General features: G+C 43.1%; 27 protein-coding genes. 11 read left to right on the forward strand and 16 right to left on the reverse strand.

Annotation, left to right across the window (positions count from 1 at the left end; genetic code table 11):
• The first annotated feature begins 91 nt into the window (after positions 1-91).
• The 5 genes from AAHK14_RS08735 to rplI all read left to right on the forward strand — a co-directional run bounded on the left by AAHK14_RS08735 (position 92) and on the right by rplI (position 2250).
• Complete coding sequence (locus AAHK14_RS08735) at positions 92-412, forward strand: YcgL domain-containing protein (protein WP_065255999.1); 321 nt, start codon at positions 92-94, stop codon at positions 410-412.
• Positions 413-473: 61 nt separating this feature from the next.
• Positions 474-980: a hypothetical protein gene (locus AAHK14_RS08740; RefSeq protein ID WP_065255998.1), complete on the forward strand. Its 507-nt coding sequence runs from the start codon at positions 474-476 to the stop codon at positions 978-980.
• A 132-nt stretch (positions 981-1112) separates the two neighbouring features.
• Positions 1113-1514 carry a 30S ribosomal protein S6 gene (gene rpsF / locus AAHK14_RS08745; RefSeq protein ID WP_065255997.1) on the forward strand — a complete coding sequence of 134 codons (402 nt, stop codon included), beginning with the start codon at positions 1113-1115 and terminating at the stop codon, positions 1512-1514.
• Positions 1515-1529: 15 nt separating this feature from the next.
• Positions 1530-1757 carry a 30S ribosomal protein S18 gene (gene rpsR / locus AAHK14_RS08750; RefSeq protein ID WP_003657491.1) on the forward strand — a complete coding sequence of 76 codons (228 nt, stop codon included), beginning with the start codon at positions 1530-1532 and terminating at the stop codon, positions 1755-1757.
• A 13-nt stretch (positions 1758-1770) separates the two neighbouring features.
• Positions 1771-2250, forward strand: coding sequence for a 50S ribosomal protein L9 (gene rplI / locus AAHK14_RS08755; protein WP_065274068.1), 480 nt, complete (start codon positions 1771-1773; stop codon positions 2248-2250).
• 67 nt (positions 2251-2317) lie between these two features.
• Here rplI and dinB read toward each other — a convergent pair whose 3' ends face one another.
• The 3 genes from dinB to metG all read right to left on the reverse strand — a co-directional run bounded on the left by dinB (position 2318) and on the right by metG (position 6722).
• Positions 2318-3385, reverse strand: coding sequence for a DNA polymerase IV (gene dinB / locus AAHK14_RS08760; protein WP_065255995.1), 1068 nt, complete (start codon positions 3383-3385; stop codon positions 2318-2320).
• A gap of 31 nt (positions 3386-3416) precedes the next feature.
• Positions 3417-4460, reverse strand: coding sequence for an NYN domain-containing protein (locus AAHK14_RS08765; RefSeq protein WP_194092729.1), 1044 nt, complete (start codon positions 4458-4460; stop codon positions 3417-3419).
• A 192-nt stretch (positions 4461-4652) separates the two neighbouring features.
• The gene (metG, locus tag AAHK14_RS08770) at positions 4653-6722 is read right to left on the reverse strand and encodes a methionine--tRNA ligase (protein ID WP_065255993.1); all 2070 of its coding nucleotides are present in this window, start codon (positions 6720-6722) and stop codon (positions 4653-4655) included.
• A 116-nt stretch (positions 6723-6838) separates the two neighbouring features.
• Here metG and AAHK14_RS08775 point away from each other — a divergent pair, with 116 nt between their 5' ends.
• Positions 6839-8176, forward strand: a complete 1338-nt coding sequence (locus tag AAHK14_RS08775; protein WP_156065101.1) for a hypothetical protein — start codon at positions 6839-6841, stop codon at positions 8174-8176.
• A 66-nt stretch (positions 8177-8242) separates the two neighbouring features.
• On the opposite strand, the gene AAHK14_RS08780 is transcribed toward AAHK14_RS08775, so the two are convergent.
• The 9 genes from AAHK14_RS08780 to rplM form a co-directional block, all read right to left on the reverse strand.
• Positions 8243-9193 (reverse strand): IS3 family transposase, encoded by a 951-nt coding sequence (locus tag AAHK14_RS08780; protein WP_115246899.1) that lies wholly within the window; start codon positions 9191-9193, stop codon positions 8243-8245.
• Positions 9166-9702 (reverse strand): helix-turn-helix domain-containing protein, encoded by a 537-nt coding sequence (locus AAHK14_RS08785; RefSeq protein ID WP_065256690.1) that lies wholly within the window; start codon positions 9700-9702, stop codon positions 9166-9168. The genes AAHK14_RS08780 and AAHK14_RS08785 overlap by 28 nt, the downstream gene beginning before the upstream one ends.
• A 92-nt stretch (positions 9703-9794) precedes the next feature.
• On the reverse strand, positions 9795-10214 hold the full coding sequence (locus tag AAHK14_RS08790; RefSeq protein WP_065255918.1) for a ClpXP protease specificity-enhancing factor SspB: 420 nt from the start codon (positions 10212-10214) through the stop codon (positions 9795-9797).
• 48 nt (positions 10215-10262) lie between these two features.
• On the reverse strand, positions 10263-10907 hold the full coding sequence (locus AAHK14_RS08795; protein ID WP_065255917.1) for a glutathione S-transferase N-terminal domain-containing protein: 645 nt from the start codon (positions 10905-10907) through the stop codon (positions 10263-10265).
• Positions 10908-11021: 114 nt separating this feature from the next.
• A complete protein-coding gene (locus tag AAHK14_RS08800) occupies positions 11022-11741 on the reverse strand; it encodes a cytochrome c1 (RefSeq protein WP_065255916.1) in 720 nt (239 codons plus the stop codon).
• Entirely contained in the window at positions 11741-12961 is a 1221-nt protein-coding gene (locus AAHK14_RS08805; protein ID WP_172823649.1) for a cytochrome bc complex cytochrome b subunit, read from the reverse strand. Before AAHK14_RS08805 ends, AAHK14_RS08800 begins: the two co-directional genes overlap by 1 nt.
• A gap of 22 nt (positions 12962-12983) precedes the next feature.
• Positions 12984-13568: a ubiquinol-cytochrome c reductase iron-sulfur subunit gene (petA, locus tag AAHK14_RS08810; protein WP_065255915.1), complete on the reverse strand. Its 585-nt coding sequence runs from the start codon at positions 13566-13568 to the stop codon at positions 12984-12986.
• 447 nt (positions 13569-14015) lie between these two features.
• A complete protein-coding gene (rpsI, locus tag AAHK14_RS08815; protein WP_062500901.1) occupies positions 14016-14402 on the reverse strand; it encodes a 30S ribosomal protein S9 in 387 nt (128 codons plus the stop codon).
• A 10-nt stretch (positions 14403-14412) separates the two neighbouring features.
• Positions 14413-14844, reverse strand: a complete 432-nt coding sequence (rplM, locus tag AAHK14_RS08820; RefSeq protein WP_062500903.1) for a 50S ribosomal protein L13 — start codon at positions 14842-14844, stop codon at positions 14413-14415.
• A 722-nt stretch (positions 14845-15566) separates the two neighbouring features.
• Between rplM and ppk1 the strand changes: the two genes are divergently transcribed.
• Both ppk1 and AAHK14_RS08830 read left to right on the forward strand, forming a co-directional pair.
• On the forward strand, positions 15567-17723 hold the full coding sequence (gene ppk1 / locus AAHK14_RS08825; RefSeq protein WP_065255920.1) for a polyphosphate kinase 1: 2157 nt from the start codon (positions 15567-15569) through the stop codon (positions 17721-17723).
• On the forward strand, positions 17723-18178 hold the full coding sequence (locus tag AAHK14_RS08830) for a YchJ family protein (RefSeq protein WP_065255914.1): 456 nt from the start codon (positions 17723-17725) through the stop codon (positions 18176-18178). Before ppk1 ends, AAHK14_RS08830 begins: the two co-directional genes overlap by 1 nt.
• A gap of 134 nt (positions 18179-18312) precedes the next feature.
• On the opposite strand, the gene AAHK14_RS08835 is transcribed toward AAHK14_RS08830, so the two are convergent.
• Positions 18313-19341, reverse strand: a complete 1029-nt coding sequence (locus tag AAHK14_RS08835) for an IS110 family transposase (protein WP_346818194.1) — start codon at positions 19339-19341, stop codon at positions 18313-18315.
• Between the two features lie 228 nt (positions 19342-19569).
• Here AAHK14_RS08835 and thiI point away from each other — a divergent pair, with 228 nt between their 5' ends.
• The 3 genes from thiI (at position 19570) to AAHK14_RS08850 (ending at position 23334) form a co-directional block, all read left to right on the forward strand.
• The gene (gene thiI, locus AAHK14_RS08840) at positions 19570-21009 is read left to right on the forward strand and encodes a tRNA uracil 4-sulfurtransferase ThiI (RefSeq protein ID WP_065255913.1); all 1440 of its coding nucleotides are present in this window, start codon (positions 19570-19572) and stop codon (positions 21007-21009) included.
• A gap of 538 nt (positions 21010-21547) precedes the next feature.
• The gene (locus AAHK14_RS08845; protein WP_065255912.1) at positions 21548-22123 is read left to right on the forward strand and encodes a lipocalin family protein; all 576 of its coding nucleotides are present in this window, start codon (positions 21548-21550) and stop codon (positions 22121-22123) included.
• Between the two features lie 230 nt (positions 22124-22353).
• Positions 22354-23334 (forward strand): manganese-dependent inorganic pyrophosphatase, encoded by a 981-nt coding sequence (locus tag AAHK14_RS08850; protein WP_065255911.1) that lies wholly within the window; start codon positions 22354-22356, stop codon positions 23332-23334.
• A 111-nt stretch (positions 23335-23445) separates the two neighbouring features.
• Here the strand turns inward: AAHK14_RS08850 and AAHK14_RS08855 are convergent, their stop codons facing one another.
• The 3 genes from AAHK14_RS08855 to AAHK14_RS08865 all read right to left on the reverse strand — a co-directional run bounded on the left by AAHK14_RS08855 (position 23446) and on the right by AAHK14_RS08865 (position 25899).
• Complete coding sequence (locus AAHK14_RS08855; RefSeq protein WP_083108306.1) at positions 23446-23973, reverse strand: hypothetical protein; 528 nt, start codon at positions 23971-23973, stop codon at positions 23446-23448.
• A gap of 126 nt (positions 23974-24099) precedes the next feature.
• The gene (locus tag AAHK14_RS08860) at positions 24100-25410 is read right to left on the reverse strand and encodes a hypothetical protein (RefSeq protein WP_065255909.1); all 1311 of its coding nucleotides are present in this window, start codon (positions 25408-25410) and stop codon (positions 24100-24102) included.
• A gap of 15 nt (positions 25411-25425) precedes the next feature.
• The gene (locus AAHK14_RS08865) at positions 25426-25899 is read right to left on the reverse strand and encodes a DUF441 domain-containing protein (protein ID WP_065255908.1); all 474 of its coding nucleotides are present in this window, start codon (positions 25897-25899) and stop codon (positions 25426-25428) included.
• Between the last annotated feature and the right edge of the window lie 122 nt (positions 25900-26021).

Consider the following 26021-nt stretch of genomic DNA (forward strand, 5'->3'; position numbering starts at 1 on the left):
TTCGCCCTTGATAAATTAATCACTTATATAAAGTTGAAAATAAGGTATAATTTGTAAAGTTGAGTTTTTTAATTGAGATTAAGGTATAAAAATGCACTGCGATGTTTATAAATTCCCCAAAAGCCCCGACTGGTATGTCTATATCGCTCGCCCAAATTATCCTGACGACACCGATGAACTCTGTGATTGGCTAGGCGTGCTACCGTCTGACATACGAGCCAAATTGGGACTTGGTCAATTTGTCATGCACCTAGATTTGTCAGAACGCACCAAACTTGCCCAAGCGGACATTGAGACGGTCAAAGTCCGCCTTGCCGAGCAGGGCTATTATGTGCAAGCTCCGCCAGCAGACGTATTGGCACAGCAAGCCCTAGCCCGTGCCAAAGCCTTGCAGGATAAGAAGTACGATTAAAATTATCAAGTTTTTAAAAAATATGCTAAAATAGGGCGATTATTTTTGTGATTAATGCATTATGGATTGGTTAAAAGAACTCATCAAAAGTCTGCCCTTAGATGTCATTAGTGAGTACATTGCCGAGCTGGTACTTTGGTGGTCAAATCTGGTCAAAGACGTGCCGGATAATGATTTGCCGTTTTTGGCGTATGTGGGTGCTTCCATTTTGGTACTACTTTTGCTTATCTTTGTCGTGCGTGTTATTCCACGCCCCATTGGCGGTATGTTGTGGGCATTGGCGGTGGCGGTGCTTTTGACCCCTGGGGATACATTGACGGGCACAGGGCAGATTGCCCCTGCGGTGGCAAATGTGGCTCACAGCATTTTGATGGGCGACACAGCAGGAGCCAAAAGTGCCTTTTTACCGATTTTGGTGGTGTTTATTGTTTTGCTACTTGTGGGGGCGATTTGGCAGATTTTGCGTGGTGTGATTGAAGTGAACATCGCCAAAGCCAAAGAAAAAGCTCGCATCAAAGAAGAAAAACGCCTGCTCGAAGAAGCTGAGAAAAACGCCCAAAAATCTTAAATTTCTCTTTTCTTTATAAAAAATTTCGTGTATAATAACGCACTTTGTTAAATGATTGGTTTGTATCAATCAATTTTCAATCTCCTTGCTGTTATCTATGATAATGGCTGTTTTAATCCGTAGGGAGTCCTTATGAGACATTATGAAGTGGTGCTGCTGGTACACCCAGACCAAAGCAACCAAGTTGCCGACATGGTAACCAAATACCGTTCTATCGTCGAAGACAATGGCGGTAATAACCATCGTCTAGAAGATTGGGGTCGTCGCCAATTAGCCTACCCAATCAACAAAATCCACAAAGCACACTATGTTCTATTGAACATCGAGTGTAACGATGAGACGTTGGCACAGCTAGAAGAGCTGTTCAAATACAATGACGCCATCATTCGTAGCCTAATCATCCGCCGTGATGAAGCCATCACTGAGCAATCTCCTTTGGCAAAAGAAGCCGAAGACAAACGCACTCGCAAAGCCAACCGCCGTAACGATGTTCGCACTCAGGAAACTGAGAGTGAAAACACCGCAAGCGAATAATTAAGGAGATAACTCATGGCACGTTTCTATCGTCGTCGTAAATTCTGCCGTTTCACCGCAGAAGGCATTACCCACATCGATTATAAAGATGTAGAACTTCTAAAACAATACATCAGCGAAAATGGCAAAATCACCCCAAGCCGTATCACTGGTACTTCTACCAAGTATCAACGTCAGCTTGCGGTTGCCATCAAACAAGCTCGTTATTTGGCTCTATTGCCATATACCGACAACCACAAGTAATTAGGAGACCATCATGCAAGTTATTCTATTACAGCGTGTCGTTAATCTTGGTAAACTTGGCGAGACTGTTGATGTAAAAGCAGGTTACGGTCGTAACTTCCTAATCCCACAAGGCAAAGCACTACCTGCCAACGAAGCAAATATTGCTAAGTTTGAAGCACGCCGTGCCGAGCTAGAAGCACAAGAAGCCCAAGAGCTACAAGAAGCTCAAAAACGTGCTGATGCTCTATCAGACGTGAATGTCATCATGCGTGCCAAAGCAGGTGATGAAGGCAAGCTATTTGGCTCTATCGGTACTCGTGACATCGCTGACGCACTGACCGCTTCTGGCTTGCCAGTTGACCGTGCAGAAGTGAAGTTGCCAGAAGGCACTCTACGTCAAGTGGGCGAATACAAAGTTACCATTCAACTTCACCATGACATCACTGCTGACATTTTGGTTGCCATTTTGTCAGAAGACGGTGAGAGTAAAACTGATGAAGATGATGAATAATTAATCATCATTCAGAAGATAACCCCCGAACTGTTTGGTTTGGGGGTTTTATTTTGGCTTGATAAATTTACCCATCAAACAAATCAAGCTGTTCTACCATGTCGTCAAGACGAGTTAGGTTTGAGAACGTAACCCCAACCAAGCGAATGGGGAGTTCTCTGGGGATGTGATGAAATAAGTCGATCAGATAAGGTTTGACACTGTCGCTGTGCTTAAAAGGGGATTTGACAGAGACCGAGCGTGTAATTTGGCTAAAATCGCTGTATTTGATTTTTAAGGTGACGGTATGGGCGGTCAATTCTCGTTTGATAAGGTCGGCAAAGGCACTCTCATTTCCCCCAAAAATCTGAGCTAGAATAAAATCATCATCATTAGAATTGTGCAAAAAAGTAATCTCTGTGCCGATTGATTTACGCACACGTTCGGGTTTGACCGCCCGCTCGTCCTTGCCGTGGGCGATGTCATGATAAAACTGCCCCCGCTTGTTGCCAAACAGTTGAACCAGCTCATCAAGGGGGAGTTTACGAAGCTCTCCCCCTGTACTGACTCCCATCTCATGCAGGCGTTTGGCACTTGCCTTGCCGATACCAAAAAAACGCTCAATGGGCAACTCTGACAAAAACTCATCCGCCATGTCAGGCGTGATGACGGCAATGCCATTGGGCTTGTTGATGTCGCTTGCGATTTTGGCAAGCATTTTGTTAAAAGACACCCCTGCTGATGCCGTCAGTCCTGTTTCATCAAAAATCGCCTGACGGAGCCAGTTTGCCATGAGTGTGGCTGACCCACCACAATGGGGCTGACCCGTGACATCTAGATAGGCTTCATCGAGTGATAATGGCTCGACAAGGTCGCTCAGTCGCCCCATGATGTCTCGAATCTGAGTGCTGATATCACGATAGACATCAAAGCGGAGACGGACAAAAATGGCGTGGGGACAGCGTTTTTTGGCTTCATAACAGCTCATTGCCGAATGCACGCCAAAGGAGCGAATCTCATAACTTGCCGCCGCGACCACACCACGTCCATTGGGGTCACCACCCACCACAAGGGGCTTGCCACGATAGGCAGGATTATCTCTTTGCTCAACGCTGGCAAAAAAAGCGTCCATGTCTAGGTGGATGATTTTTCGCATGATGAATTTGGTTTAAAAAGTTAATGATAATTTAATCTTTTAAAATACAACCCGCTTTTCTTAAAAACGATTTGATGTCTTTGCAATGATAATCTTCAATATTAATATTCATAATTTTAAGCTGTTCTTCAATGTAATCTAAATCAGTATAACCATACTTATCTTTAACGGGAGCTTTATCAATCATGAGCATTATTTTATGCTTTAAAGGTTTTGTGATGTATTTGATTTGGGGTGTTGATTGTCTCATTGGTGTGATGTGGGGAGTTCTAGTTCGGATGCATAGAACTTCATCAACAGTTTTTATTTCAAAAAAATCCAATTGATTTAGCAATGAACGCCATTTGGCATAACCATAATCACTGGCTTTTATCGTTGGGTAATTTGCATTCAAGTATTGTGTAACTTTTTTAAATTCTGAATATCCGTTTATTTTGTTGATATTCTTATCAATACTATCTTTTATGGCATTGATAAGAAGTGTGCGTTTTTTTAATTGCTCGCTTGTTAATGGGTTGATTTTTGGTTTTGGTGGCTCTTGTATTTTATCATCGGGCTTTAAGTCGGCTTTTTTCTTGGTATTTGATTGAGTATTGGCTTGATTGATTTTGTCTTCTTTGATTGCTTTGGTAGTGATACCGTCATTAGTTTGTTCGCTTGGGATTTCAAAAAATTTATCACAAGCAATAGTGAATTCTTTGATGGTTTTATTTTCGCCAAAACCAAATACTTGAATATTACCCTGTCTTAGGCGTAACGCTAAACCAATAAAATCGCTGTCTGATGAGATGATACAAAAGCCATCATGTCTGCCTGTATGCCATAAATCAATCGCATCAATGGCAAGAGCAAGGTCGCTAGAATTTTTGCCTGTGCTATAACTGGTCTGATGTTTTTTCTCAATGGCGTATTTTAAAATGGCACTTTCCCAAGATGACAGATGTGGCTTAGTAAAATCACCGTAAATGCGTTTGGCGGTAATTGTGCCAAGTGTGCCAATTTTATTAAAAACCCAGTCAATCTTTTGATGGCTGACATTATCTGCATCAATAAGAATGGCGATATTTTTTAACATATTGATTTCGCTTTTGTCGTTAGGGCGTGTTGAATGTTGGTATTTGCAATGAAAAATAAGATTTAGCCATTTTTCATGCAAAAATCAATGAAAGTATTAAATTCTCATCATATTTTGTAAATAATGTTATCAATGTTCGACACGCCCCAAATTGCCACTACAAAAATAGTGGCAATTTTTAAATGCTTTAATTTACGCCAAAGTCGCCCCCGCCACCATGCTATCAGGCAGTAGCACAACGGTCAATTGTCCGTCTTTTTCAGCCGATAAAATCATGCCTTCACTTACACCAAATTTCATCTTACGAGGGGCAAGGTTGGTAACACAAATCACCGTTTTACCTTGCAACTCTTCGGGCTTGTAAAACTTAGCAATACCGCTAAACACATTGCGAGTTTGTTTTTCGCCTTGTTCGTTCACATCGCCCACATCAAGGGTAAATTGCAATAGTTTATCCGCCCCTTCAACGTGATTACATTCAAGTACTTTGGCGACTTTCATTTCAACTTTGGCAAAATCATCAATGCCGATAAAGGCGTTTTGGTCGGTAGTTTCCACAGGCTTACTCTCTTTTTTGTTTGGTTTGGCTTTTTTGGTGTCGGTGGGTTGCAAGTTTTCTTTTGAGTCATCAACCATGGCTTGCACTTTTTTGGGGTCAATGCGTTGTAAAAGTGGCTTAAACTCATTGATAGAATGCGTTAAGACATTAAAACGTTCATCAAAATTCATGCTATCCACGTTCAAAAATTCTTTTGATTGCTCGGCAAGTGTCGGTAACACAGGCGATAAATAGACCATGATTTTGTGGAATAAGTTTAGCCCCACAGAGCAGATGTCTTGGACGTCTTGGCTGTTTGGGTTTTCTTTGGCAACCGCCCACGGTTTTTTGTCGTCAATGTACTGATTGGCAAGGTCGGCAAGTGCCATAATCTCACGAATGGCGGTGCTAAATTCACGGCTTTCGTAGTGCTTGATGATACTATCGCCAGCTTGGATAAATTTATTGACAAGTTCAGGCTCCGTGCAGGTAGCGGACAATTTATTATCAAATTGGGTATTGATAAATTTAGCACAGCGACTGGCGATGTTCACGACTTTACCGACAAGGTCAGAGTTTACTTTGGCGATAAAATCATCAAGATTTAAATCGCTGTCTTCTACTTTATCAGACAATTTGGACGCAAAATAATAACGCAAATATTCAGGGTTTAGGTGGTTCAAATACGTTTCGGCTTTGATGAATGTGCCACGAGATTTGCTCATTTTTTCGCCATTGACGGTCAAAAAGCCATTGACAAATAGGCTCGTGGGCGTGCGATAATTCGCCCCAGAGAGCATGGCGGGCCAAAATAAGGCGTGGAAATAGACAATGTCTTTGCCAATAAAATGATACACTTCGGCGGTACTGTCCGCTTTCCAATAATCATCAAATGACAAATCAGGGCGGTGGGCGGTCAAGTAGTTTTCAAAACTTGCCATATAGCCGATTGGAGCGTCCACCCACACATAAAAATATTTGTCGTCCGTGTCAGGGATTTTAAAGCCAAAATAGGGTGCATCTCGGCTGATGTCCCAGTCGGCAAGCCCTGCGTCAAACCATTCGTCCAGTTTGTTGGCGATAGAGACGGGCAGTCGTCCGTCATCTCGTGTCCATTTTTGCAAAAATTCGGTGAAGTTTGGCAATTTAAAAAAGTAATGGTCGGACGTTTTTTCCACAGGCGTTGCACCGCTTAGGGTGGAGCGTGGATTGATAAGTTCGGTGGCGTTGTAGGTCGTGCCACATTTTTCACAAGCGTCCCCATACTGGTCGTCCGCCTTGCATTTTGGGCAGGTGCCTTTGATAAAGCGGTCGGATAGGAACATCTCTTTTTCGGGGTCAAATAGCTGGGTTACGGGCTTGACAGCGATGTTGCCCGCCTTGTGGTTGGCAAGGTAAATGGCTTCGCTGTGCTTGCGGTTCGTTTCGCTGTGCGTGCTGTCATAATGGTCAAAGGACACGCCAAAACGGTCAAAATCTCGTTTATGTTCCACTTGCACGCTCTGGATTAGCTCTTCGGGCGTGATACCGTTTGCTTCGGCACGGAGCATAATCGCCGTCCCGTGAGCGTCATCGGCACAGACATAAATCACGTCATGCCCCATAGACCGCATGGCACGCACCCAAATATCGGCTTGGATATAGCCCAAAAGGTGTCCCATGTGGATAGAGCCGTTGGCGTAGGGCAGGGCGTTGGTAACAAGAATTTGGCGTTTGGCTGTCATGATGTACCTGTTTTAAAAATGATAAAATGGCGATTATTATAGCGTAAAAGCCGTGATAAAACCATGACAAAATGGGGTATAATGGGGCAAATTTTTGGGGCAGTCCTATGCAAAAGATGATTTTACTAAAACAAGAATTACTGGATATTATCGATAGTATCACGCCAATCATGTTCTTTTGGTTAAATGCGGTGGTATGGTCGCTATTGCTGATTTGTGGGTATTTGCTATTGGGTTTTTGGCACATATTCGTGGTAATTATCATGGTGGTGTTGATTTTATCTTCGGTGTATCATTACAGAAACCCGCCCATTAGAAATAATCAATTTATCTTTACCACGCCTATTTTTGCTTTGGCGTATGGCTTTGTCATTAATTCAGGCATATTATTCCAAGATGACTTTATCACGGACAAATCACAATTATCCAGCGTTACCGCCACTGTCCCTGCCGAATATGAATATGTGCGAACAGGCAGTGGTAAATATTCTCGCACGCATTATTATTTTGTCATTGGCGATGTTAAATTACACTGTTCTGATGATAATTATGATGAATGTGAAAAAGCGTATGCCTATAAAGACCAAACAGCAACGGTATTATATGCTGACGGACTGTTATATGATATGGAAGTGGACGGACAAAAGATATATGATTTTAATGAGCAACTTGCCAAACTTCAATATGACAGACAAAAGAAAATCTATGAATTTATCACATCATTGATATTGTTCGGTATTCCGTCTTTGGTGTTTTTCTTTTTAAATAAACGGGTCATTCGTGATATTGAAATCATAGAAGATGATAAAAAAGAAAAAGCCAAAAAGCCTTTAAATATTAAATTTAAAAATGCCAATAATACCGACAAATCAGCAGATGACACAAGGCAACACGATTTAAGCCATAATAGATTTAATAAAAAGAATGCCGATTATAAACAGCGATTACATGATAAATTATCCGCTCAAAGATTAAAACAACAACAAATCAAGGCACGCATTGGCAAGGGCGGTATTGCTTGGTCAATGTTATGTATTTTATTGGCGGTGGTAACATTTTTCTTGGCTTTTGTGATGCTCGTCATGGGGTCTTATGTGGGCGTGGTTATTTATCTATTATTGGTGGTGGGTTTTGCTTATTTGATAAAATTACCCAGCAGACACGCCAAAGCAGAAGTGGGCGATTATTATGAAATGAGTGAATATGAAGAATTGGCGGATTTGGAAGAATATGATTTGACAGGTGTTTATCATTATATTAGTGTGATTGGCTGGTTTGGGCTATATGTATTTTCTCCGATTGCGTTATTTTTATTGGTCTTTGTATTTGAATATATCAAGGACGGTAATATTAATGTGGCGATTGTTGTGGGAGTTTTTGTGTTATTATTGGTGGGTGTGCTTTATGCGATTATTAAAAGGGCAAAAAATATGAGAGATTGGGCGTTGGAATAAATTGAATTAAAATAAGGGCGGTAGTTATATGAACCGACCCCCAAATCTTAGACATAAGATTAAAGGTTAGGTTGTTGCAAGTGGTTGTATTAACCCTAATTGGACTAAGTTTCTGTACTTAACAGGACTTAGTCCTTTTAATTTGCTCTTTATTCTATCATGATTGTAGTAGTGTATGTACTCATCAATCACTTGTTTAAGTTCATCTGTTGATGTAAATGTGGTTGTCTCATAAAATATCTCTTGTTTTAGCGTACCAAAGAAGCTCTCTATCACAGCATTATCCAAACAATTGCCTTTTCTTGACATGCTTTGGGTTAAGCCTTGTTCTTTTAGGGTTTGTTGATACTGGTGCATTTGATAGTGCCAGCCTTGGTCTGAATGAATGATGGGTTTGTCATCCATCTTTTCTTGGCTTAGCTTGGATAGGGCATCATTTAACATCTCTTTGACCAACTCATACGTTGGTCTGTCCTTCATCGTATAACTGACAATCTCACCATTAAACAAGTCGATGATGGGCGATAGGTAGAGTTTTCTTTGAATGACACTGCCATCATTTGCCTTGTCTTGTACTTTAAACTCGGTGATGTCTGTTGCCCACTTTTGATTGGGTTTGTCTGCTTTAAAGTCTCTTTTGAGTATATTGTCCTGAATGGTATCTTTGCCCATTGTGCCTTTGTAAGTATTAAACTTACGTTGACGACGAACCAATGCTTTGAGTCCAAGTTTAGCCATCAGTCGTTGCACTCGTTTATGATTAATGACCATGCCTTTTTGGGCAAGCTGATTGTTAAGCTCTGATGTGATTCTACGATAACCATACCTGCCCTTGTGTTGGTGGTAGATGTGGTTAATGTGTTCTTTTAAGTCAAGGTCTTTGTCAGGCTTTGTACTTTGACGAATGTGGTAATAAAACACACTTCTTGGCAAGTTTGACACTGCCAATAAGTCAGCAAGTTTGTGCTTATGCCTTAATTCTTGGATGATCAGGACTTGTTCTTTGTTTGTACTGATTGTTCCTTTTGACGAATTAAGGCATCTAGCTTTTTTAGATAGTCATTCTCTGCTCTAAGATAGGCAAGTTCATCAAGCAAATCATCCACACTTTTTTCGTGGTCTTGTTTGGTTTTCCAAGTTGATTTGGTTTTATTAGCGTTGTGTTTGTTTGACATTGCTTTTTTGCCTTTGGGTTTGGGTATTAGTCCCATTATACCAAAGGCTTGGTAGGACTTTAACCAAGTTGACAGTAAAGAAGGTTGTGGCAGATTAAGCTCTATGGCAAGTTGTGTAAGCGATTTGCCCTGTTGTATGGCTTGAACGGCATTAAGCTTAAAATCTGTGTCATAGACAGCCTTTGTGTGTCGTCTTTTTATGCCATCAATGCCATGTGCTTGATAGAGTTTAACCCATAGCTCTACGGTTGTGTGGTTTAGATTAAAGTGTTTGGCGGTTTGTTTGTAGCCATGATGATTAAGATAATACCCAATCACAGACAGTTTAAAGTCGGTTGTGTATTTTGCCATAAAAAGCACCCCAAAGGTTAGTGTGTCTAACTTTTGGGGTGCGGTTCAATTTTGCCCTTATTTTTAAGTCGTCTTTAATTTGTTAAATGACTTTATACAAATTTTAAATGCCCGCCTTTTTTGGGTGGTTCGTCATCGCCGTCATCGTCAGTATCGTCTATGTCATCAGGGTCGTCAGGTGGGGTGTAGCCGTCATATTCGCTGGGGTCAAAGAAAAAGCCTTCGCTGGGATCTTCTTTGGCATAAATCCCTACCACTGCCTGCATGGGTATCCAGATGTCTTTTGAGACCCCGCCAAACCGCCCTTGAAATGATAAGCCGTCATTGTCAATCAAAAGATTATTGGTGGCTTGGTAAGATATGGCAAGCACCAATTTGCCGTCTTGGGCGTATTCGGTGGGGGCGAGTAGCTCAGGGTGGGTGGCATCTGTCATGAGATAGGGGGTAAAGCCGTTGTCTGTTAGCCACTCATGCATGGCACGGACGAAGTAGGGGCGTTTTGGGGTAAGCATGATTATGTCCTTGTTATTGGTTAAAGTAAATTGATGAATGTTAAATTATTAAAAATCATCATCGCTATAAACAGCAGGGGTGATGAGTGTCTTTTGAAAACTCGCTCTTGCCGATAGGCGTGCTTGATATGCCAGTAGTGGTTTGCACAGTTTGGCGGGTAAATGAATGCCTAGTATTGGTAAACGGTGCAAAAGTGGCAATAATAACACATCACACAGCCCAAATTCATCTTGCATAAAATAGTCATGACGAGCAAATAGGGGCGAGAGCGTGATGAGTGAATCGGTCAAGGTTTTTTTGGCATGAGTCGCTTCTGCTGGGTTAAAGCTATCGGGATGAGTCATCAAAATCCGCCCAAGCGAGAGCCAGTCTTGACGCAGTCGCCAAGCCAACTGACGCACCTTTGCCCGCTCTTTGGGGGTGGGTGGCAGTAGCTTATTGGCACCGTGCCGCTCTTCTAGGTATTCAAAAATCACCATCAGCTCATACAATGCCAAATCCCGCCCCACAAGTATAGGCAAGGTGTTATAGGGATTTAGCTCGGCAAGATATTCGGGTCGCTCATCAGGCAGGTAGGCAAATTGATGATTCACGCCCTTTTCTTCTAGCAAAAACCGCACCACATGGCTGTCATAGCCATCGTCACCATAGAGTAGGAACTGGGTGGGTAAAAGATGAGAAAAATCTGCCATGATATGAATGAGTCTGTTTTTGGGTGTTAAGTGTAACAAAAATTTTGGTAAAAGTGTGTAAATTTTGTCAATAAAAAAGACCGATGTGTATCGGTCTTTTTGGTCGGTGCTGGCTTATTTAACGTCTTTCCAGAATTCTTTGTTAAGTAGGTATACTGGAATGAGTAGCACAAGCAAGAACAGTAGCACGAATGCACCATAGATTTTACGCTGATGACGGACAGGCTCTGCCATCCATGCCATGAAGTTCACTAGGTCGCCCACACGAGCTTCATACTCTTCTTTGCCAAGCTCTTTTTGCATGTTGTGTAGCACATGGGGCATGGCAGCATTGGCAAGCACTAGGTTGTTAGCACCCCAAGGACGGCTTGGGTCTTCGTAGAATGACAGTAGGTAGGTGTATACCCAGTCATCGCCACGCAGACGAGTCACTAATGACAAATCTGGTGGTGCAGCACCAAACCATAGAGCCTGAGTATCAAGGTCAATTTCAGCGGTCACGTGGTCACCGATTTGGTCGGTGGTTACCATGAGATATTTTTCCATGAGCTCTGGTGGGATTTCTAGGTCTTGGGCGATGCGTGAATGACGCACATACTGGGCTGAGTGACAGCCCACGCAGTAGTTCATGAACGTTTGGGCACCACGTTGTAGCGAGCCTTTATTGGTTAGGTCAATGGGGGCTTTGCTACATTCTAGGGTGACTTTGGTACCATCGGCTTCGGTGAACTCGCCACAACCATGACCGCCTGCTGCTAGGGCAGATGACGATGCCATCATGCCACTTGCCAGTAGGAGACCAGCACCAAGCGATTTTAGAGTAAATGCTTTCATTAGTGACCTCCTCCTGTGACACGTTCGGGTGGTTGCTTGCACGTCTCCATGGTGGTATAGAACGGCATGAGAATGAAGTACAAGAAGTATAAAATGGTACAAATACGAGCAACAAGCGTACCTGTTGGTGTAGAAGATACCCCACCAAGATAGCCTAAGATTAGAAAGCTCACCACAAAGATGGCCAATGCAATCTTAGACAAAATACCTTTGTAGCGGATGGATTTTACAGGTGAGCGGTCAAGCCACGGCATGACAAACAAGATGGCAATCGCACCAAACATCACAATCACACCAGGTAGGGCAGAGCCGAACATGGATGGTGTGGCACGAAGCATGGCATAAAATGGCATGTAGTACCAAACAGGAGCGATGTGAGCGGGTGTTTTTAGAGCGTTGGCAACTTCAAAGTTGGGTTTTTCTAGGAAATAACCACCACCTTCTGGGGCGAAGAATACCACCGCAAAGAAACACATAAAGAACACCACAATACCAACCATGTCGTGTACGGTGTAGTAAGGATGGAAAGGTACGCCATCTAGTGGTACGCCATTTTTGTCTTTGAGTTTCTTAATTTCGATACCATCTGGGTTGTTAGAGCCGACATGGTGCAAGGCAACTAAGTGCATAAATACCAAGCCAACCAATACCAAAGGAATTGCCACAACATGCAGGGCAAAGAAACGGTTTAGGGTAATGCCTGAGATGATGTAGTCGCCTTTGACCCACTCAGCCAAACCGTCACCGATAAAAGGAATGGCGGCAGGTAGGTTTAGAATCACCTGAGCACCCCAAAATGACATGTTGCCCCAAGGCAGTAGATAGCCAAAGAAACCTTCTGCCATGAGACACAGATAAATCGCCATGCCGATAATCCACACCAATTCACGGGGCTTTTTATAGGAGCCATACATCAGACCACGGAACATGTGTAGATAGACGACCACGAAGAAAGCGGATGCCCCTGTGGAGTGCATGTAGCGAATGAGCCAACCGCCTTTGACATCACGCATGATGTATTCAAGTGAAGCAAATGCTCCTTCGGCACTGGGGTTAAACATCATGGTTAGCCAAATACCTGTCACCAATTGGTTAACAAGTACGACCATGGACAATACGCCAAAGAAATACCAAAAGTTAAAGTTCTTTGGTGCGTAGTATTTGGACATATGGTATTCATAAGTCTCTGTCGCAGGAAAGCGAGCATCAACCCAGCCCATAAATTTCTTAGCGATACTCATGTTATGCCTCCCCAACGGTCAAGATGGTGTCTTCAATCTTGTAGATAGGTACAGGTAGGTTCAAAGGTGCAGGCATGCTACTATAAACACGACCAGCTAAGTCGTACATAGAACCATGACAGGGGCAAAAGAAACCGCCCATCCAGTCAGCACCACCTAAGTCCGCCGCACCAACTTCGGGTCGGAATATGGGGGCACAACCTAAATGCGTACACACGCCCTCAACAACCAATATCTCAGGCTGAATAGAACGTGTTTCGTTTTTGCAGTTGTCAGGCTGTACAGACCCGTTAGACTCAGGGTCGGCAAGCTTCGGAGCTACCTTGCTTAGGTTGGCAAGCATATCTTCGGTACGTTTGACAACAAAGATAGGTTTGCCACGGTATTTTAACGTAATCATCTGCCCATTTTCGATGCTGGCGATGTCAGTGACGACAGCGGCACCTGCGGCTTCCGCTTTGGCACTTGGATACCAAGAACGCACAAATGGGGTGGCTATTGCACCGACACCAACTGCACCAATGGCGGCGGTGGATGCAATCAGGACTCTACGGCGTTTAACATTCACGCCTTCGGCATGGCTCATTAAAACTTCCTCCAGAAAATGAATGGGGGTTATCCCATACTGGGTGTGTGGTTATGATAAAACAGTTTTATCAAAAAAACCACATTTGCTGTGCCTATTTTTCTAAACATGACTATTTTAAGCTATTTTTGTAATAAAATAAATCGTTCTTTTACAAAGTTGTGAAAAAAATCCATAAAAATTGTCATGAATTTACAAAAAAGTTTAAGATTGTATAAAAATTAGACAAAGCCTACTAAAACACTCAGCTTTATTTGTAACTTTATGTAATTTTTTGTTACTATTGATTAAAATAAAGAATCTCTATCATACATCAATAACAAGATTTTTTATCAATTGTGAATTTATCTAACAATGAAAAATCTATATCAAATCAAGTTATTTTAATCAAGAATAACACATATAAAAAAACTCTCGAAGTTCGAGAGTTTTTTGAAAACGCAAAAATTAACGTTTCGAGAATTGTGGGCGTTTACGAGCTTTGCGTAGACCCAATTTCTTACGTTCAACTTCACGAGCGTCACGAGTCACAAAGCCAGCTGCTTTTAGAGCAGGTTTTAGCGTTTCGTCTGACTCAATCAAGGCACGAGTAATGCCGTGACGGATAGCACCTGCTTGACCGCTTGCACCACCACCAGTAACAGTGATGTATAGGTCATATTTGTCAGCAGATTCTAGAAGTTCTAGGGGCTGACGTACAACCATGCGAGAAGTCTCACGACCAAAGTATTCGTCTAGGCTCTTGCCGTTGATGACGATGTTACCAGTGCCTTTTGATAAGAAGACACGAGCGGTAGAAGTCTTACGACGACCTGTTCCGTAATTCTTTTCCATGTGTATCTCCTTAGATGTCTAGTACTTTTGGGGCTTGGGCGGCATGTGGGTGTTCAGTACCCGCATACAGTTTTAGCTTTTTAATCATCGCATAGCCCAAAGGACCTTTTGGTAGCATGCCTTTAACAGCTTTGTGTAGCACGTCTTCTGGCTTGTGAGCAAGAAGTTTGGTGAAGTTGGTCTCTTTGATACCGCCAGGATAGCCTGTGTGGCGATAGTATTTTTTGTCCTGAGCTTTTTTGCCAGTAACAGCGATTTTGTCAGCGTTGATGACGATGATGTAATCACCAGTATCAACGTGGGGGGTGTACGATGGCTTGTGCTTGCCACGTAGACGAGAAGCAATCTCAGAAGCTAGGCGACCTAGTGTTTTGCCTTCTGCGTCCACGACATACCAGTCATGTACAACCTCAGCGGGTTTGGCGCTAATAGTAGTAGTCATATAAAACCTATTTAGTTACGTTTGAGAGTTGAACAAATAAAAAGCCCAAAGGCTTGATTTTACTTGCTTTGTGAGTTGGGAAACGAAGGGCTCTCAAAAAACAGCGGTCATTATAACCAATCAAACACAAAAAAGCAATGAAAATTTGAGATGAATTTAGGGTGTGTCTGCCCTTTATAACACTATTTACAATATAGAAATATTTTAGAAATAAAGATATGTTTTTGCATGAAAAATGGCTATCCGACCACTTAATCAAGTAAATTTTTAAGATTTTAACTTAATTTTTTAAAATTAAGTGGTCGGATTGTTTTTCATAATAAAAACTTGTCTGATAGAACGACTATCAGCCTCAAGTTTTTTCCTTGAAAAACGGGCGATTCCCCTGCTTTTTTAAATAGGCATTTTTCATTGCAAATACAAAAGGCAGGCACGCCCCACAAAATAAACAATGATAAATACGCCGTGATAAAAGGTGTTTGAATTGACAAAATGGCAGAATGGGACTTTAAAATTTTATCAAATTTTCATAAAATGATGATAAGATAGATGATGTATGTTTTGTGATTTTAAAGATTTTATTTTTAAAAAGTTTAAAAGGAAAAGCCATGACCGCACCACACGCCCCAAAGACCGCCAAGCCAATCAGCAAGCCCAAAGCCAACTCTGATAATGTCACGCACCAAAATGCCGACACTGCTCCTAGTATTGAAAATCAAGCCATGCAAAGTATACTCGGGCAGACCCCTGCACCGACGGACTTGCACCACATTGAACAAATTATCGATGAATCAGGTAATTTTAGCCCTGACTGCTTTATCAATCGTGATTTGTCCACGCTACGGTTTCAGCTTCGGGTACTGGCTCAGGCGACCAATCCACGTCATCCACTGTTGGAGCGTATGTTCTTTTTGACCATTTTTTCATCAAATATGGATGAATTTTTTGAGATTCGGGTGGCAGGGCTTATCCAAAAAATGAAAAATGGTGATAAGTCAAGCAGTTTGGACGGGCGAAAACCGTCCGAGCTATTGGCAGAGATTAGCCAAGTGGCACACCGTGCGGTCGAAGAGCAGTACCGTATCTTAAATGAAGACATCTTGCCCGAGCTTGCCAAATCGGACATTCGCTACCTTAAACGTCATGAGCTGACCGATGCCCAAAAGGCGTGGATGCGGGAGTACTTTTTTAATCAAGTGTTGCCTGTCTTGACCCCTATTAGCATTGACCCTGCTCACCCATTTCCCCGAGTGGTCAATAAGTCCTTGAATTTTATCGTCAGTCTAGAAGGTAAAGATGCCTTTGGGCGGGATTTGTCGCTTGCCATCGTGCCTGCCCCACGCTCACTGCCCCGTGTGATACGTCTGCCCGATGAGCTGACAGGGGGCAGGGACCATCATATCATGCTCTCAGCGGTGATTCATGAGCATGTGGGCGAGCTGTTTTTGGGTATGAAAGTCACCGGCTGTCATCAGTTTCGACTGACTCGTAATGCCGACCTTGACTTGTCCGATGATGTCGAAGACCTAGCCAAGGCACTAGAAGGTGAACTTGATAACCGCCGTTTTGGGCATAAGGTGCGTTTGGAAGTAAGCACTAACTGCCCCAAAGAGCTGTATGAGTTACTGTTAAAAGAGTTTGAGCTTGATGAGTCGCAGCTTTATCGGGTCAATGGTCCTGTGAACCTGACTCGCATGCTGACAAGTTTTGATAAGCCTGAGCTAAAATTTACCCCGTTTACGCACGCCATCCCCAAGCCATTTAAGGGCATGGAGACGGTCAAGGTCGCCAAAGACAACACGTCCATGTTTAATGTCATGAAAAACAAAGATGTGCTGGTACACCATCCCTTTGATGCGTTCACACCTGTGGTGAACCTGTTGTGGCAGGCGGCAAATGACCCTGATGTGCTTGCCATCAAACAGACCATTTATCGCTCGGGGACTAACTCAGAGATTGTTCAAGCCCTAGCCGCTGCCGCTCGCAACGGCAAAGAAGTGACTGCCGTCATCGAGCTTAGAGCCAGATTTGATGAAGCCAGTAACATCGCAGTCGCCAATATGCTCACCGATGCCGGAGCCATTGTGGTGTATGGGGTGGTCGGTTATAAGACACACGCCAAGCTCATGCTCATCGTGCGTCGAGAAGACGGCAAAATCCGCCGTTATGCTCATCTAGGCACGGGCAACTATCACGCTGGCAACGCCAAAGCCTATACCGACTATGGGTTGTTTACCGCTCACGAAGAGATTTGTGCCGATGTGGCAGGCGTGTTTGGGCAGCTGACAGGCATGGGCAGACCATTGCCGTCCCATCACATCATGCATGCCCCCTTTACCCTGCATGATGGGCTGATACGCTTGATTGATGATGAGATTAATCACGTCAAAAACGGCAAAAAAGGGCGTATCATCCTAAAATGCAATGCCATCACCGAGCGTGGTATCATCAACAAGCTTTATGAAGCAAGCCGTGCAGGGGTGGAGATTGACCTGATTATCCGTTCCATCTGCTGTCTGCGTCCACAGGTCAAGGACTTGTCGGAACACATCCGTGTACGCTCTATCGTGGGGCGGTTCTTGGAGCATACCCGTGTCTATTATTTCCATAATGATGGCGATGAAAAGCTCTACTGTTCGAGTGCTGACCTTATGGATAGAAACCTGCTACACCGTGTGGAAGTGGCGTTTCCGATTTTGGATGAGAAGCTCTTTAAACGCATTTATGAAGACGGGCTGATAAACTACCTTGGCGATAACGTGCAGGCGTGGGAGCTAGACGGGCGTGGTGAGTGGAACCAAGTCCATCATGACAAAGATGGCACGGACATTCATGATGCTCAGCAGTGCCTATTAGAAAAAATCTGTGAGCGTGCCTGATGGATTGTTATTGTGGCTCGGGCAACCCTTATGCGTTGTGCTGCCAGCCTTATCATGACGGCACACCTGCCCCCACCGCCGAGCATCTTATGCGGTCAAGGTTTGGCTCTTTTTATCTAAAAAATGTGGACTATATCATCGCCACCACCGTGCCAAGCCAGCAAGATAGGCTTGACAAATCCGCCTTGCAAGCATGGGCGGACGGCATGAACTGGACACGCCTTGACGTGATAAGCCATAACAAAGTCGGCAAACGCCACGCCCAAGTGCATTTTAAAGCCTATTTTGACAATGGGGACGGCGAACAGGTACATGATGAATTATCCGCTTTTGTCAAGATAGATGAGCGGTGGTATTTTCTTGACCCAACCGTGCCTGTTATGCTCACCAACAAACAGCCGTGCCTGTGTGGCAGTGGCGAGAAATTTAAGGCGTGTTGTGGGAAGTTTTTATAAATATTAAAAAACCGTTCGTGGTGAGCCTGTCGAACCACAACGGTTTTCTTTGTACTCTTCGACAAGCTCAGATACCATGATACCCCACCTAAGTCAATGGTTTTTTAAGTATCTGGTATCTAGTATCTTACAAACTAACTTAAAGATACTTGTTGCTCAAAGGATGTTTGGGTTTTGATAACACCAAAACAGATATGTACCAATTTACGCATACAAGCACATAAGGCTTGCATTTTGGTTTTACCGTTTTGTTGTAATCGTTCATAAAATGCCTTAATGGTGCTATTATAACGAATGGCACTCATTGCAGACATATACAGCTTAGCACGCAAAGAGACTTGCCCTTGTTTGGACAGTTTGGTTGCTCCCTTAAAGACACCTGACTGTCTTTGTTTGGGTATTAAGCCTAAAAACGAAGCCATCTGTGAGGCTTTTTTAAATTGTTTGGTATGTATTAAGCATACCACTTCTTTGGCAATAACAGAACCAATGCCGTCAATGGTTTCAAGTAAGGTTTTGTCTTGCTTTAAACTTGGTTGTTTGTCAACAAAGTCATCAATGTCTTTGGTGAGTTTGGCAATTTCCTCTTGAAGGACATTGATGACTGTTTGCATGGATGCTTTAACCAAATCGGGCAGATTGGGTGATAAGAGCAACTCTTGTCGGTTTTGCTCTCGTTGCAAATCTTCTTTGAGTGCTTCTAAGCGAGCCAATAGAGCTTTTAGCTGTTTGGCTTCAATGCTAGGTGCTACCCAAACCTCAGGCTTGTGGCTATAACCATACCTTGATAAAATAATGCTGTCTTTTTTATCAGTTTTATGGATTACCCCCAAACTGTCTGCAAATTTGCGGACATAGTTAGGATTGACAATGCTTTGCTTGATATTATTATCATCAAGAAACTCACTTAGGTGTTCATGATAAACCCCTGTTGCTTCTAGGATGATGTGTAGCTCATCAAGATGATTGCTGACATTGGTTTTTAACCAAGCAAGCAGTAAATCAAAGCCTGCTTTGTTGTTGTTAAAAACCTTGGTTTTTACTTTATTTGTGCTTGGGTTTATAAATGCAACATCAAACTTTGCTTTGCTGATGTCTATGCCAATATAGTGTATCATCTGTCTCTTGCCTTGTTTATGCAGTGTCTGTTTTAATAAACGCACTTAGATACCATTCAGAGTTAAGATGACAAGCAAAGGACACCATCTGAGCACCAGTGTTAAGACACTAAGGGCGAACCCGTGTTCTCTTTGCTTGTATAACCCAACAACATTCTAGCAGATAATCTAGGTTTGGTGTTGGGTTGATACAAGGGTGAACGGAAAACTAGTTTTGCAGGAAGTTTATAACAAAAAGGTGTATAATACGCCTTTTTCTTTTGCCTAATTTTTATGAAATATATTGTTAAACTCCACCCCGAAATCATGATGAAAAGCGATACCGTGCGTAAACGCTTTGTTAAGATTTTGGCAGGAAATTTGCGTAATGTCCTAAAACCCCTTGATGAGACGGTGGCGGTCGTCCAGCATTGGGATTATATTGAAGTGCGTCATCGCAATGAGTCGGCACGCCCCATACTGCTTGACAAATTGCAATGCACGTCAGGCATTCATCATATCCTAGAAGTCGAAGAGTCGCCTTTTGCCGATTTGCATGATATTTTTGAGCAAACCTTGCCCAAGGTCAAAGACACCCTTGAAAACAAAACCTTTTGCGTGCGAGTCAAAAGACGTGGCACGCACCCATTTACGTCCATGGACATTGCCAAATATGTGGGCGGTGGGCTAAATCAAGCGATAGCCAGTGCCAAGGTACAACTTAAAAACCCCGATATTACCGTCAAGATTGAGATTGAACACGACAAAATGCTCTTTATCAAGGCACGCCATGACGGCATGGGCGGATTTCCCATGAGTACCCAAGAAGATGTGTTGTCGCTTATCTCGGGCGGATTTGATTCGGGCGTGGCAAGCTATGAATTTATCCGCCGTGGCAGTCGGGTGCATTATTTGTTTTTTAATATGGGCGGTCGTACGCATGAAATTGGCACCAAGCAAATGGCGTACGAGCTTTGGGAGCGGTACAGTTCATCGCACAAGGTACGCTTTACCACGGTGGATTTTGAGCCTGTGGTGGGCGAAATTTTGACTAAGATTGATGACGGTCAAATGGGCGTGGTCTTAAAGCGAATGATGATGCGTGTGGCAAGCCAAACTGCCCAAAAAAACCGCATTGAAGCGGTGGTAACAGGCGAAGCCTTAGGACAAGTAGCAAGCCAAACGCTCACCAATCTTGCCATGATAGACAAGGCAAGTGATGTGTTGGTGTTACGTCCACTCATCACCAAAGATAAGGCAGACATCATCGCCACCGCCGAAAAAATCGGCACGGCAGACATCGCCAAATCTATGCCCGAGTTTTGTGGGGTCATCTCAAAAAGCCCCACGGTCAAGGCGGTGGAGCATAAACTCATCGCCACCGAAAGCGAGTTTGATTTTGGCGTATTACAACACGCCATTGACACCGCCATGACCATTGACATTCGCACGATAAAAGACCAAGCGAGCGACACCCACGCCATTGATACGGTAAGCGCCATTGGCAAAGATGATATAGTGATTGACATTCGCACGACCGATGAGACGGACGATGACCCTCTTGACATACCGCACATTTGCATTCCGTTTTATAAACTTGCCACAGAGTTTGACAAATTGGATAAAGCCAAAACTTATCTGCTGTATTGCAAAAAAGGCGTGATGAGTGGTTTGCAAGCGGTGTATTTAAAGGATAAGGGTTGTGATAATGTTAAGGTGTTAAAATTGTCATAGCATTTGATGTTATTGTAAAAAACGGTAAATATCATGTTTGCCGTTTTTATTTTATCCACAGGGCGGTCATCATGTCATGAGCGTGAAACATGATTGTCATATTGGGAGATTTGGCAAAAATTTATGATATAAGTGATTGATTTTAAATAGGAAAAATTTGATAAAAAACTGTATAAATTTTATCCAATCAACTGCCATTGCTGATTAATCATGGCGTAACGCCCCAAATTTTAAAGTTATCCACAGGCTTATCCACAGATTTTGGGGAAAAGTGGGGAAAAGGTGGAGAGATGGCAGGGGATTTTTAAAAATATGATAAAAATCAGAAGTTTGGGATGATATTTTAGGATGTAAAACAACTGTTTTAATATCAAATGAGATTTATTCTTGGCGATGTTTCACGGCTATGTGATGGCTTAAAGTGATGATGGGCGAAAAGTGGCGAACAAATCACAACAAAACAAACAACGACCAAAAAGCAGGAGTGTGCTACAATAATTTGATAAACATCATCTACTAAACCATTAAAGGAAAAATCATGTTGCCCACCAAACCTGCCAAATCCTTGCTGATTGGTATTATTGCTTTGTCCGCTCTAAGTGCTTGCACCATTACACCCACGCCCACAAACGGCACAGCACCGACAACCGTCAGCCAAATTCGCCTTGATGACTATCTGGGCAGATGGTATGAAATCGGACGCTTGCCCATGTCATTTCAGGACAAATGCACCCACAACGTAACCGCCACATACAGCTTAAAAGACAACGGCAAAATCAACGTCCTAAACGCCTGTGCCACCAAAGACGGCATGGCATCGGTCAATGGCGAGGCGTACGCCACCGATGAGACCAATGCCAAGCTGCGAGTGAGCTTTTTACCCAGTTTTCTAAAAAAATTACCCATCGGCAAAGCCAATTATTGGGTACTGGCAAGCGACCAAGACACAAGCGGACGCTACACATCCGCCCTAGTTGGCACGCCCAACCACAAATATCTGTGGGTGCTGTCTCGCACGCCCACGCTGGATGATGCCACTTATGAGCGGTATTTGGGCATTGCCAAGCAAAACGGTTATGAACTGAGCAAATTTACCAAAACGCCACAGAAATAAGATGGTTAAAAAAGATGGTTTTGTTGGTTTTTAATATACCCAAGAAACTTTAAAATTACTACAAACGCAATGATGTTTGGATGTAGGGGCGTGCTGTGCACGCCTATAAAACTGATGGTATTAAAGGACGTGCAGAGCCAGTCTCTACAAACATGTGGTAAATATCAAGTTTGTTAGATGTATTCTTTCAACGTCTTTTTAAACATCTTTATCAAGCATTAAGGAATCTCATGCACCACGTTTTTGGACATACGTCCCCTGATACGGATGCTCTTGTCTCGGCATTTGCGTTTGCCCATTGGCTAAATGCCCAAGGCACATCAGCACAAGCATACCGTTTGGGCGAGCCGAACCTTGAAACGGCATTTGTGCTTGCCCGTTGGTTTGAGCGTTATCCTAATGATGAGTTGCCCGCCAAGCTCCTGCCGTATCTAGACCCAGATCGCCCGACCGACATTGTGGGGCAGGGCGATAAAGTGGCACTGACCGACCATAACGAACCTGCCCAGTCTATCAAGGCTTTGGCGGAGTTTGACATTCGCTATGTCATCGACCATCACAAGCTTGGGCTGACCACGCCCACCCCTGCTTATGTGCGTATCCATCCTGTGGGCTGTACTTGCACCATTTTGTATGAGATGTTTACCCAAAAGGGCGTGGACATCACCGCAAGCATGGCATGGCTCATGCTCTGTGCCATCATCTCGGACACGCTAAATCTTAGCAGTCCCACGACGACCGATGATGACCGTCTTGTGGTGCAAAAGCTCTGTGAACTGTGTCAGATGAGCATGGCGGATAAAGATAAACTGGCAGATGAGATGTTCTCTGCCAAAAGTGATGTCAGTCATCTGTCTGCCCGTGATATTTTGCTGATGGACTATAAGAGCTATGAGTTTGGGGCGACGACATGGGGCATTGCAGGGATTGAGACGGTCGCTCCCAATCAGATATTTGCCAGAATTGATGAGCTAACAGCCACCGCCAAACTCATTCAGGCGGAAAAAGGCGTGGATTATCTCATGATTGCGGTGGTGGATATCAAGGAGCAAATGGGCTATGCACTCGCCCATGACCCTGCCCAAAATGTGATTATCTCCAAGGCATTCGGGGTGGATTGTGACGATAAGGTCTTTGCCTTGGCAGGCGTGGTCAGCCGTAAAAAGCAAATCGTCCCTGCTTTGGAGCGGTATTATCAGTTGCAGGTTTAGTCGTGTTTGTTGCTATCTGTCATGGATTGATGTCTGATTTATATGCCTGATAAATAGCCATAAAAAAGACCTGATGGTGATTCAGGTCTTTTTTTAAACGCCTTAACGGTTTTAGCTCGCTTTGGTGCATTCTGCAATGACGGTATCATCTAGCGTGGTGATTTTGGCTTTATCGCCGTCAATGGTTAATGCCATGCCCTTGTCGTCGCCAGCAATGCTGTCATCAGTGGTAAAACGCCCTTCGCTCTGTACGTCTTGGTTTAGGTCATAAGTGATGTCATCAGCGGTTAGGTGAGCTTCGATTTCGCCTTCGTGGTTGTGAACGGCGATGTGGATGGTTTTATCGCCACATTGGTATTTGTCGCCATCGGCATGATGATGGTGATGATGTCCATGCTCGCCATGAGCATGGTCGTGGCTGTGGTCGTGAGCGTGTTCACCGTGTTCGTGGTCATGGTCGTGTTCTGCATGGTCATCGTGGTCATGGTCATGACTGTGTTCGCCATGAGCATGGTCATGCGTGGCGGTTTGTTCGGTAGTAGTGGTTTCTACCTGTGGTTCGGCAGGGGTTTCTTCGGCTTTTTGGCAAGCGGTCAGACCCAAAGTGATTGCCAAAGCGGGGATAAGAATTTTTTTCATGAGCATACCTTTATAAAATTAACTGTTTGAAATGGGAAAAACTGATACATTATATCATATTTTAGCACGTGGTAAAGGGGTGTTTGAATTTTGCTCTATTCGCCCCTTTGTCCAAAACTTATCAAACTACTGGCGTGGTGTATAAAAATACCCCTTATCATCAACCCGATAAATCACTTCATTTGGCTCATTGCCGTTATTATCCACGACCTTAATCTGCTCTTTTTGTAAAATGGCAGTGATGTCAAAATCAAACTCCCTGATACCATAAGTGCTAATAAGCAGGCTGTCTATGATGTGGTGATTTTTATCTATATTGATAAGATAAGTTTGTAATAAATCCCGATTTTGTTTCATGCTAACCACATAACTTTTAATGTCTTTTTGATAATGGTATAAACCTAGCACATAAATCTCTTGGGCGTTGGGATATAACCCTGCAAAGAATTTGGCTTGCTCTTTATTTAAATAGCCATTTTTAGGAATGATGTCTTGATAATTATCAAAATTGACATCGATGTTAATATTTGTATTGTCTGATAAAGATTGGGTCTTGATGTCAATATCAGACTTTTTAAAAGTAGGGTCATCTTTTAACGTGATTTCATAAACTCTAATATGCTCTTGGTTATTGTCATCGGTGCGTTGCTTGACAATATAAGCATGGCTTTCATTTAAAAATACACTGCCATTATAATAATAAAGACCAAAGGATGAATGTTCATCAGGCGGTATCAATGCATTAAAAATATCATTAAATTCAATGATTTTTACCCATTCGCCGTTAATGCGTTTTTGGATAAAATAAGATGAGCATTCTTGACCGCCAAAATGACCAATCAAGCGGTATTGCTTATTGGGCGATGAGATAGACGCTTGGTTGGGATTGCCCACGTGTTCGGTGCTTTTGCCGGTATTTAGATTGTAGCTGATATCGCTTGAATGACCGCCTTCTAATACCAAAATATTTTTATTGTCATCATCATAAGCATAATAAGCAACAAATCTCCCTTCGGGGTTGTCTATCACACCGCCATTTTTAAAATGAATGCGTTTGATACTGCCGTCCGAATTAAAATCCACAATGCCTTTTAATAGTTTTTTAACGCTTTTTAAATCATCAAGGGGCATAAAGCTAATGCTAAAATTGGGATTGCCATGAGTTAATTTTTCAAAATCTGTGGGAGAGATTTCACGAATGCTAATGGGATAATCATCTTTGTCAAAGCCATGTTTAAATAATGGCGATGTCTGTTGGAGTGGGGTGTTTTGTTTATCAATGGACGTCTTTTTAATTTGAGATAAAGGCGGTGGGTTGGATATTGGCGGGCTAGATATCTCGGTCAAAGGCGTGATGTTGTTATTGGACGTTGTTGGATTATCAAAACAGCCGAACAACATAAAGGCGAAAATGAAAATTGATAATTGTCGTTTCATAAAATCATCCTAAACTTATTTCCAATAAAACAGCGACAAAATCCCCGCTGCAATGAGTGGTCCAACAGGCACGCCCCGAAGTAGTGCCACGCCTGCCACTGTGCCGATAAGTAGCCCTGCGATGACACTTGGCTCATCTGTCATGAGCTTAACCCCACGACCGCCCAAATACGCCACCAGTACACCAACAGCAATGGCAAGCAAGGATTTGACACTGACAAACGATTTTAAAATCACCTCCCCGCTAATTTTGCCACTGGCAATCGGAGCAAGTACGCCAATGGTTAAAATCAAAATACCCAAACTTAGCCCGTATTTTTCAACCACGGGCATGAGTTGGGCATTTAGTGGGCTGACCTTGACGACAATCAGTAGGGCGGTCGCTATGATAATGGTGTTATTTTGGCTAAACACGCCCAAACCCAATAGGATAAATAGGATGATTAGGCTGACATCAAGCGTGCTTAGTAGGTGGGTAAAGTTTGGCATGATTGTTTTTGTATTGAAATTTTGCGGTTAATTTTATCAATGCTAAAAAAATGATAAAAAGATGGGGTGTGCCACACACCGCTTAAATCTAAAAAATGAGATAAATAAAAAGCCAAAACTTA

The organism is Moraxella sp. K1664, assembly GCF_039693965.1.
Taxonomy (GTDB): domain Bacteria; phylum Pseudomonadota; class Gammaproteobacteria; order Pseudomonadales; family Moraxellaceae; genus Moraxella.

Coding starts and splice junctions, on each gene's coding strand:
- AAHK14_RS08740 (WP_065255998.1), top strand. CDS start 474: ATGGATTGGTTAAAAGAACTCATCAAAAGTCTGCCCTTAGATGTCATT.
- AAHK14_RS08805 (WP_172823649.1), bottom strand. CDS start 12,961: ATGGGCTGGGTTGATGCTCGCTTTCCTGCGACAGAGACTTATGAATAC.
- AAHK14_RS08865 (WP_065255908.1), bottom strand. CDS start 25,899: ATGCCAAACTTTACCCACCTACTAAGCACGCTTGATGTCAGCCTAATC.
- AAHK14_RS08735 (WP_065255999.1), top strand. CDS start 92: ATGCACTGCGATGTTTATAAATTCCCCAAAAGCCCCGACTGGTATGTC.
- dinB (WP_065255995.1), bottom strand. CDS start 3,385: ATGCGAAAAATCATCCACCTAGACATGGACGCTTTTTTTGCCAGCGTT.
- AAHK14_RS08855 (WP_083108306.1), bottom strand. CDS start 23,973: ATGAAAAAAATTCTTATCCCCGCTTTGGCAATCACTTTGGGTCTGACC.
- AAHK14_RS08830 (WP_065255914.1), top strand. CDS start 17,723: ATGGATTGTTATTGTGGCTCGGGCAACCCTTATGCGTTGTGCTGCCAG.
- AAHK14_RS08845 (WP_065255912.1), top strand. CDS start 21,548: ATGTTGCCCACCAAACCTGCCAAATCCTTGCTGATTGGTATTATTGCT.
- AAHK14_RS08800 (WP_065255916.1), bottom strand. CDS start 11,741: ATGAAAGCATTTACTCTAAAATCGCTTGGTGCTGGTCTCCTACTGGCA.
- rpsI (WP_062500901.1), bottom strand. CDS start 14,402: ATGGAAAAGAATTACGGAACAGGTCGTCGTAAGACTTCTACCGCTCGT.
- rplI (WP_065274068.1), top strand. CDS start 1,771: ATGCAAGTTATTCTATTACAGCGTGTCGTTAATCTTGGTAAACTTGGC.
- thiI (WP_065255913.1), top strand. CDS start 19,570: ATGAAATATATTGTTAAACTCCACCCCGAAATCATGATGAAAAGCGAT.
- AAHK14_RS08790 (WP_065255918.1), bottom strand. CDS start 10,214: ATGCTTACCCCAAAACGCCCCTACTTCGTCCGTGCCATGCATGAGTGG.
- petA (WP_065255915.1), bottom strand. CDS start 13,568: ATGAGCCATGCCGAAGGCGTGAATGTTAAACGCCGTAGAGTCCTGATT.
- ppk1 (WP_065255920.1), top strand. CDS start 15,567: ATGCAAAGTATACTCGGGCAGACCCCTGCACCGACGGACTTGCACCAC.
- rplM (WP_062500903.1), bottom strand. CDS start 14,844: ATGACTACTACTATTAGCGCCAAACCCGCTGAGGTTGTACATGACTGG.
- rpsR (WP_003657491.1), top strand. CDS start 1,530: ATGGCACGTTTCTATCGTCGTCGTAAATTCTGCCGTTTCACCGCAGAA.
- AAHK14_RS08860 (WP_065255909.1), bottom strand. CDS start 25,410: ATGAAACGACAATTATCAATTTTCATTTTCGCCTTTATGTTGTTCGGC.
- AAHK14_RS08785 (WP_065256690.1), bottom strand. CDS start 9,702: ATGGCAAAATACACAACCGACTTTAAACTGTCTGTGATTGGGTATTAT.
- AAHK14_RS08795 (WP_065255917.1), bottom strand. CDS start 10,907: ATGGCAGATTTTTCTCATCTTTTACCCACCCAGTTCCTACTCTATGGT.
- AAHK14_RS08765 (WP_194092729.1), bottom strand. CDS start 4,460: ATGTTAAAAAATATCGCCATTCTTATTGATGCAGATAATGTCAGCCAT.
- AAHK14_RS08775 (WP_156065101.1), top strand. CDS start 6,839: ATGATTTTACTAAAACAAGAATTACTGGATATTATCGATAGTATCACG.
- AAHK14_RS08850 (WP_065255911.1), top strand. CDS start 22,354: ATGCACCACGTTTTTGGACATACGTCCCCTGATACGGATGCTCTTGTC.
- rpsF (WP_065255997.1), top strand. CDS start 1,113: ATGAGACATTATGAAGTGGTGCTGCTGGTACACCCAGACCAAAGCAAC.
- metG (WP_065255993.1), bottom strand. CDS start 6,722: ATGACAGCCAAACGCCAAATTCTTGTTACCAACGCCCTGCCCTACGCC.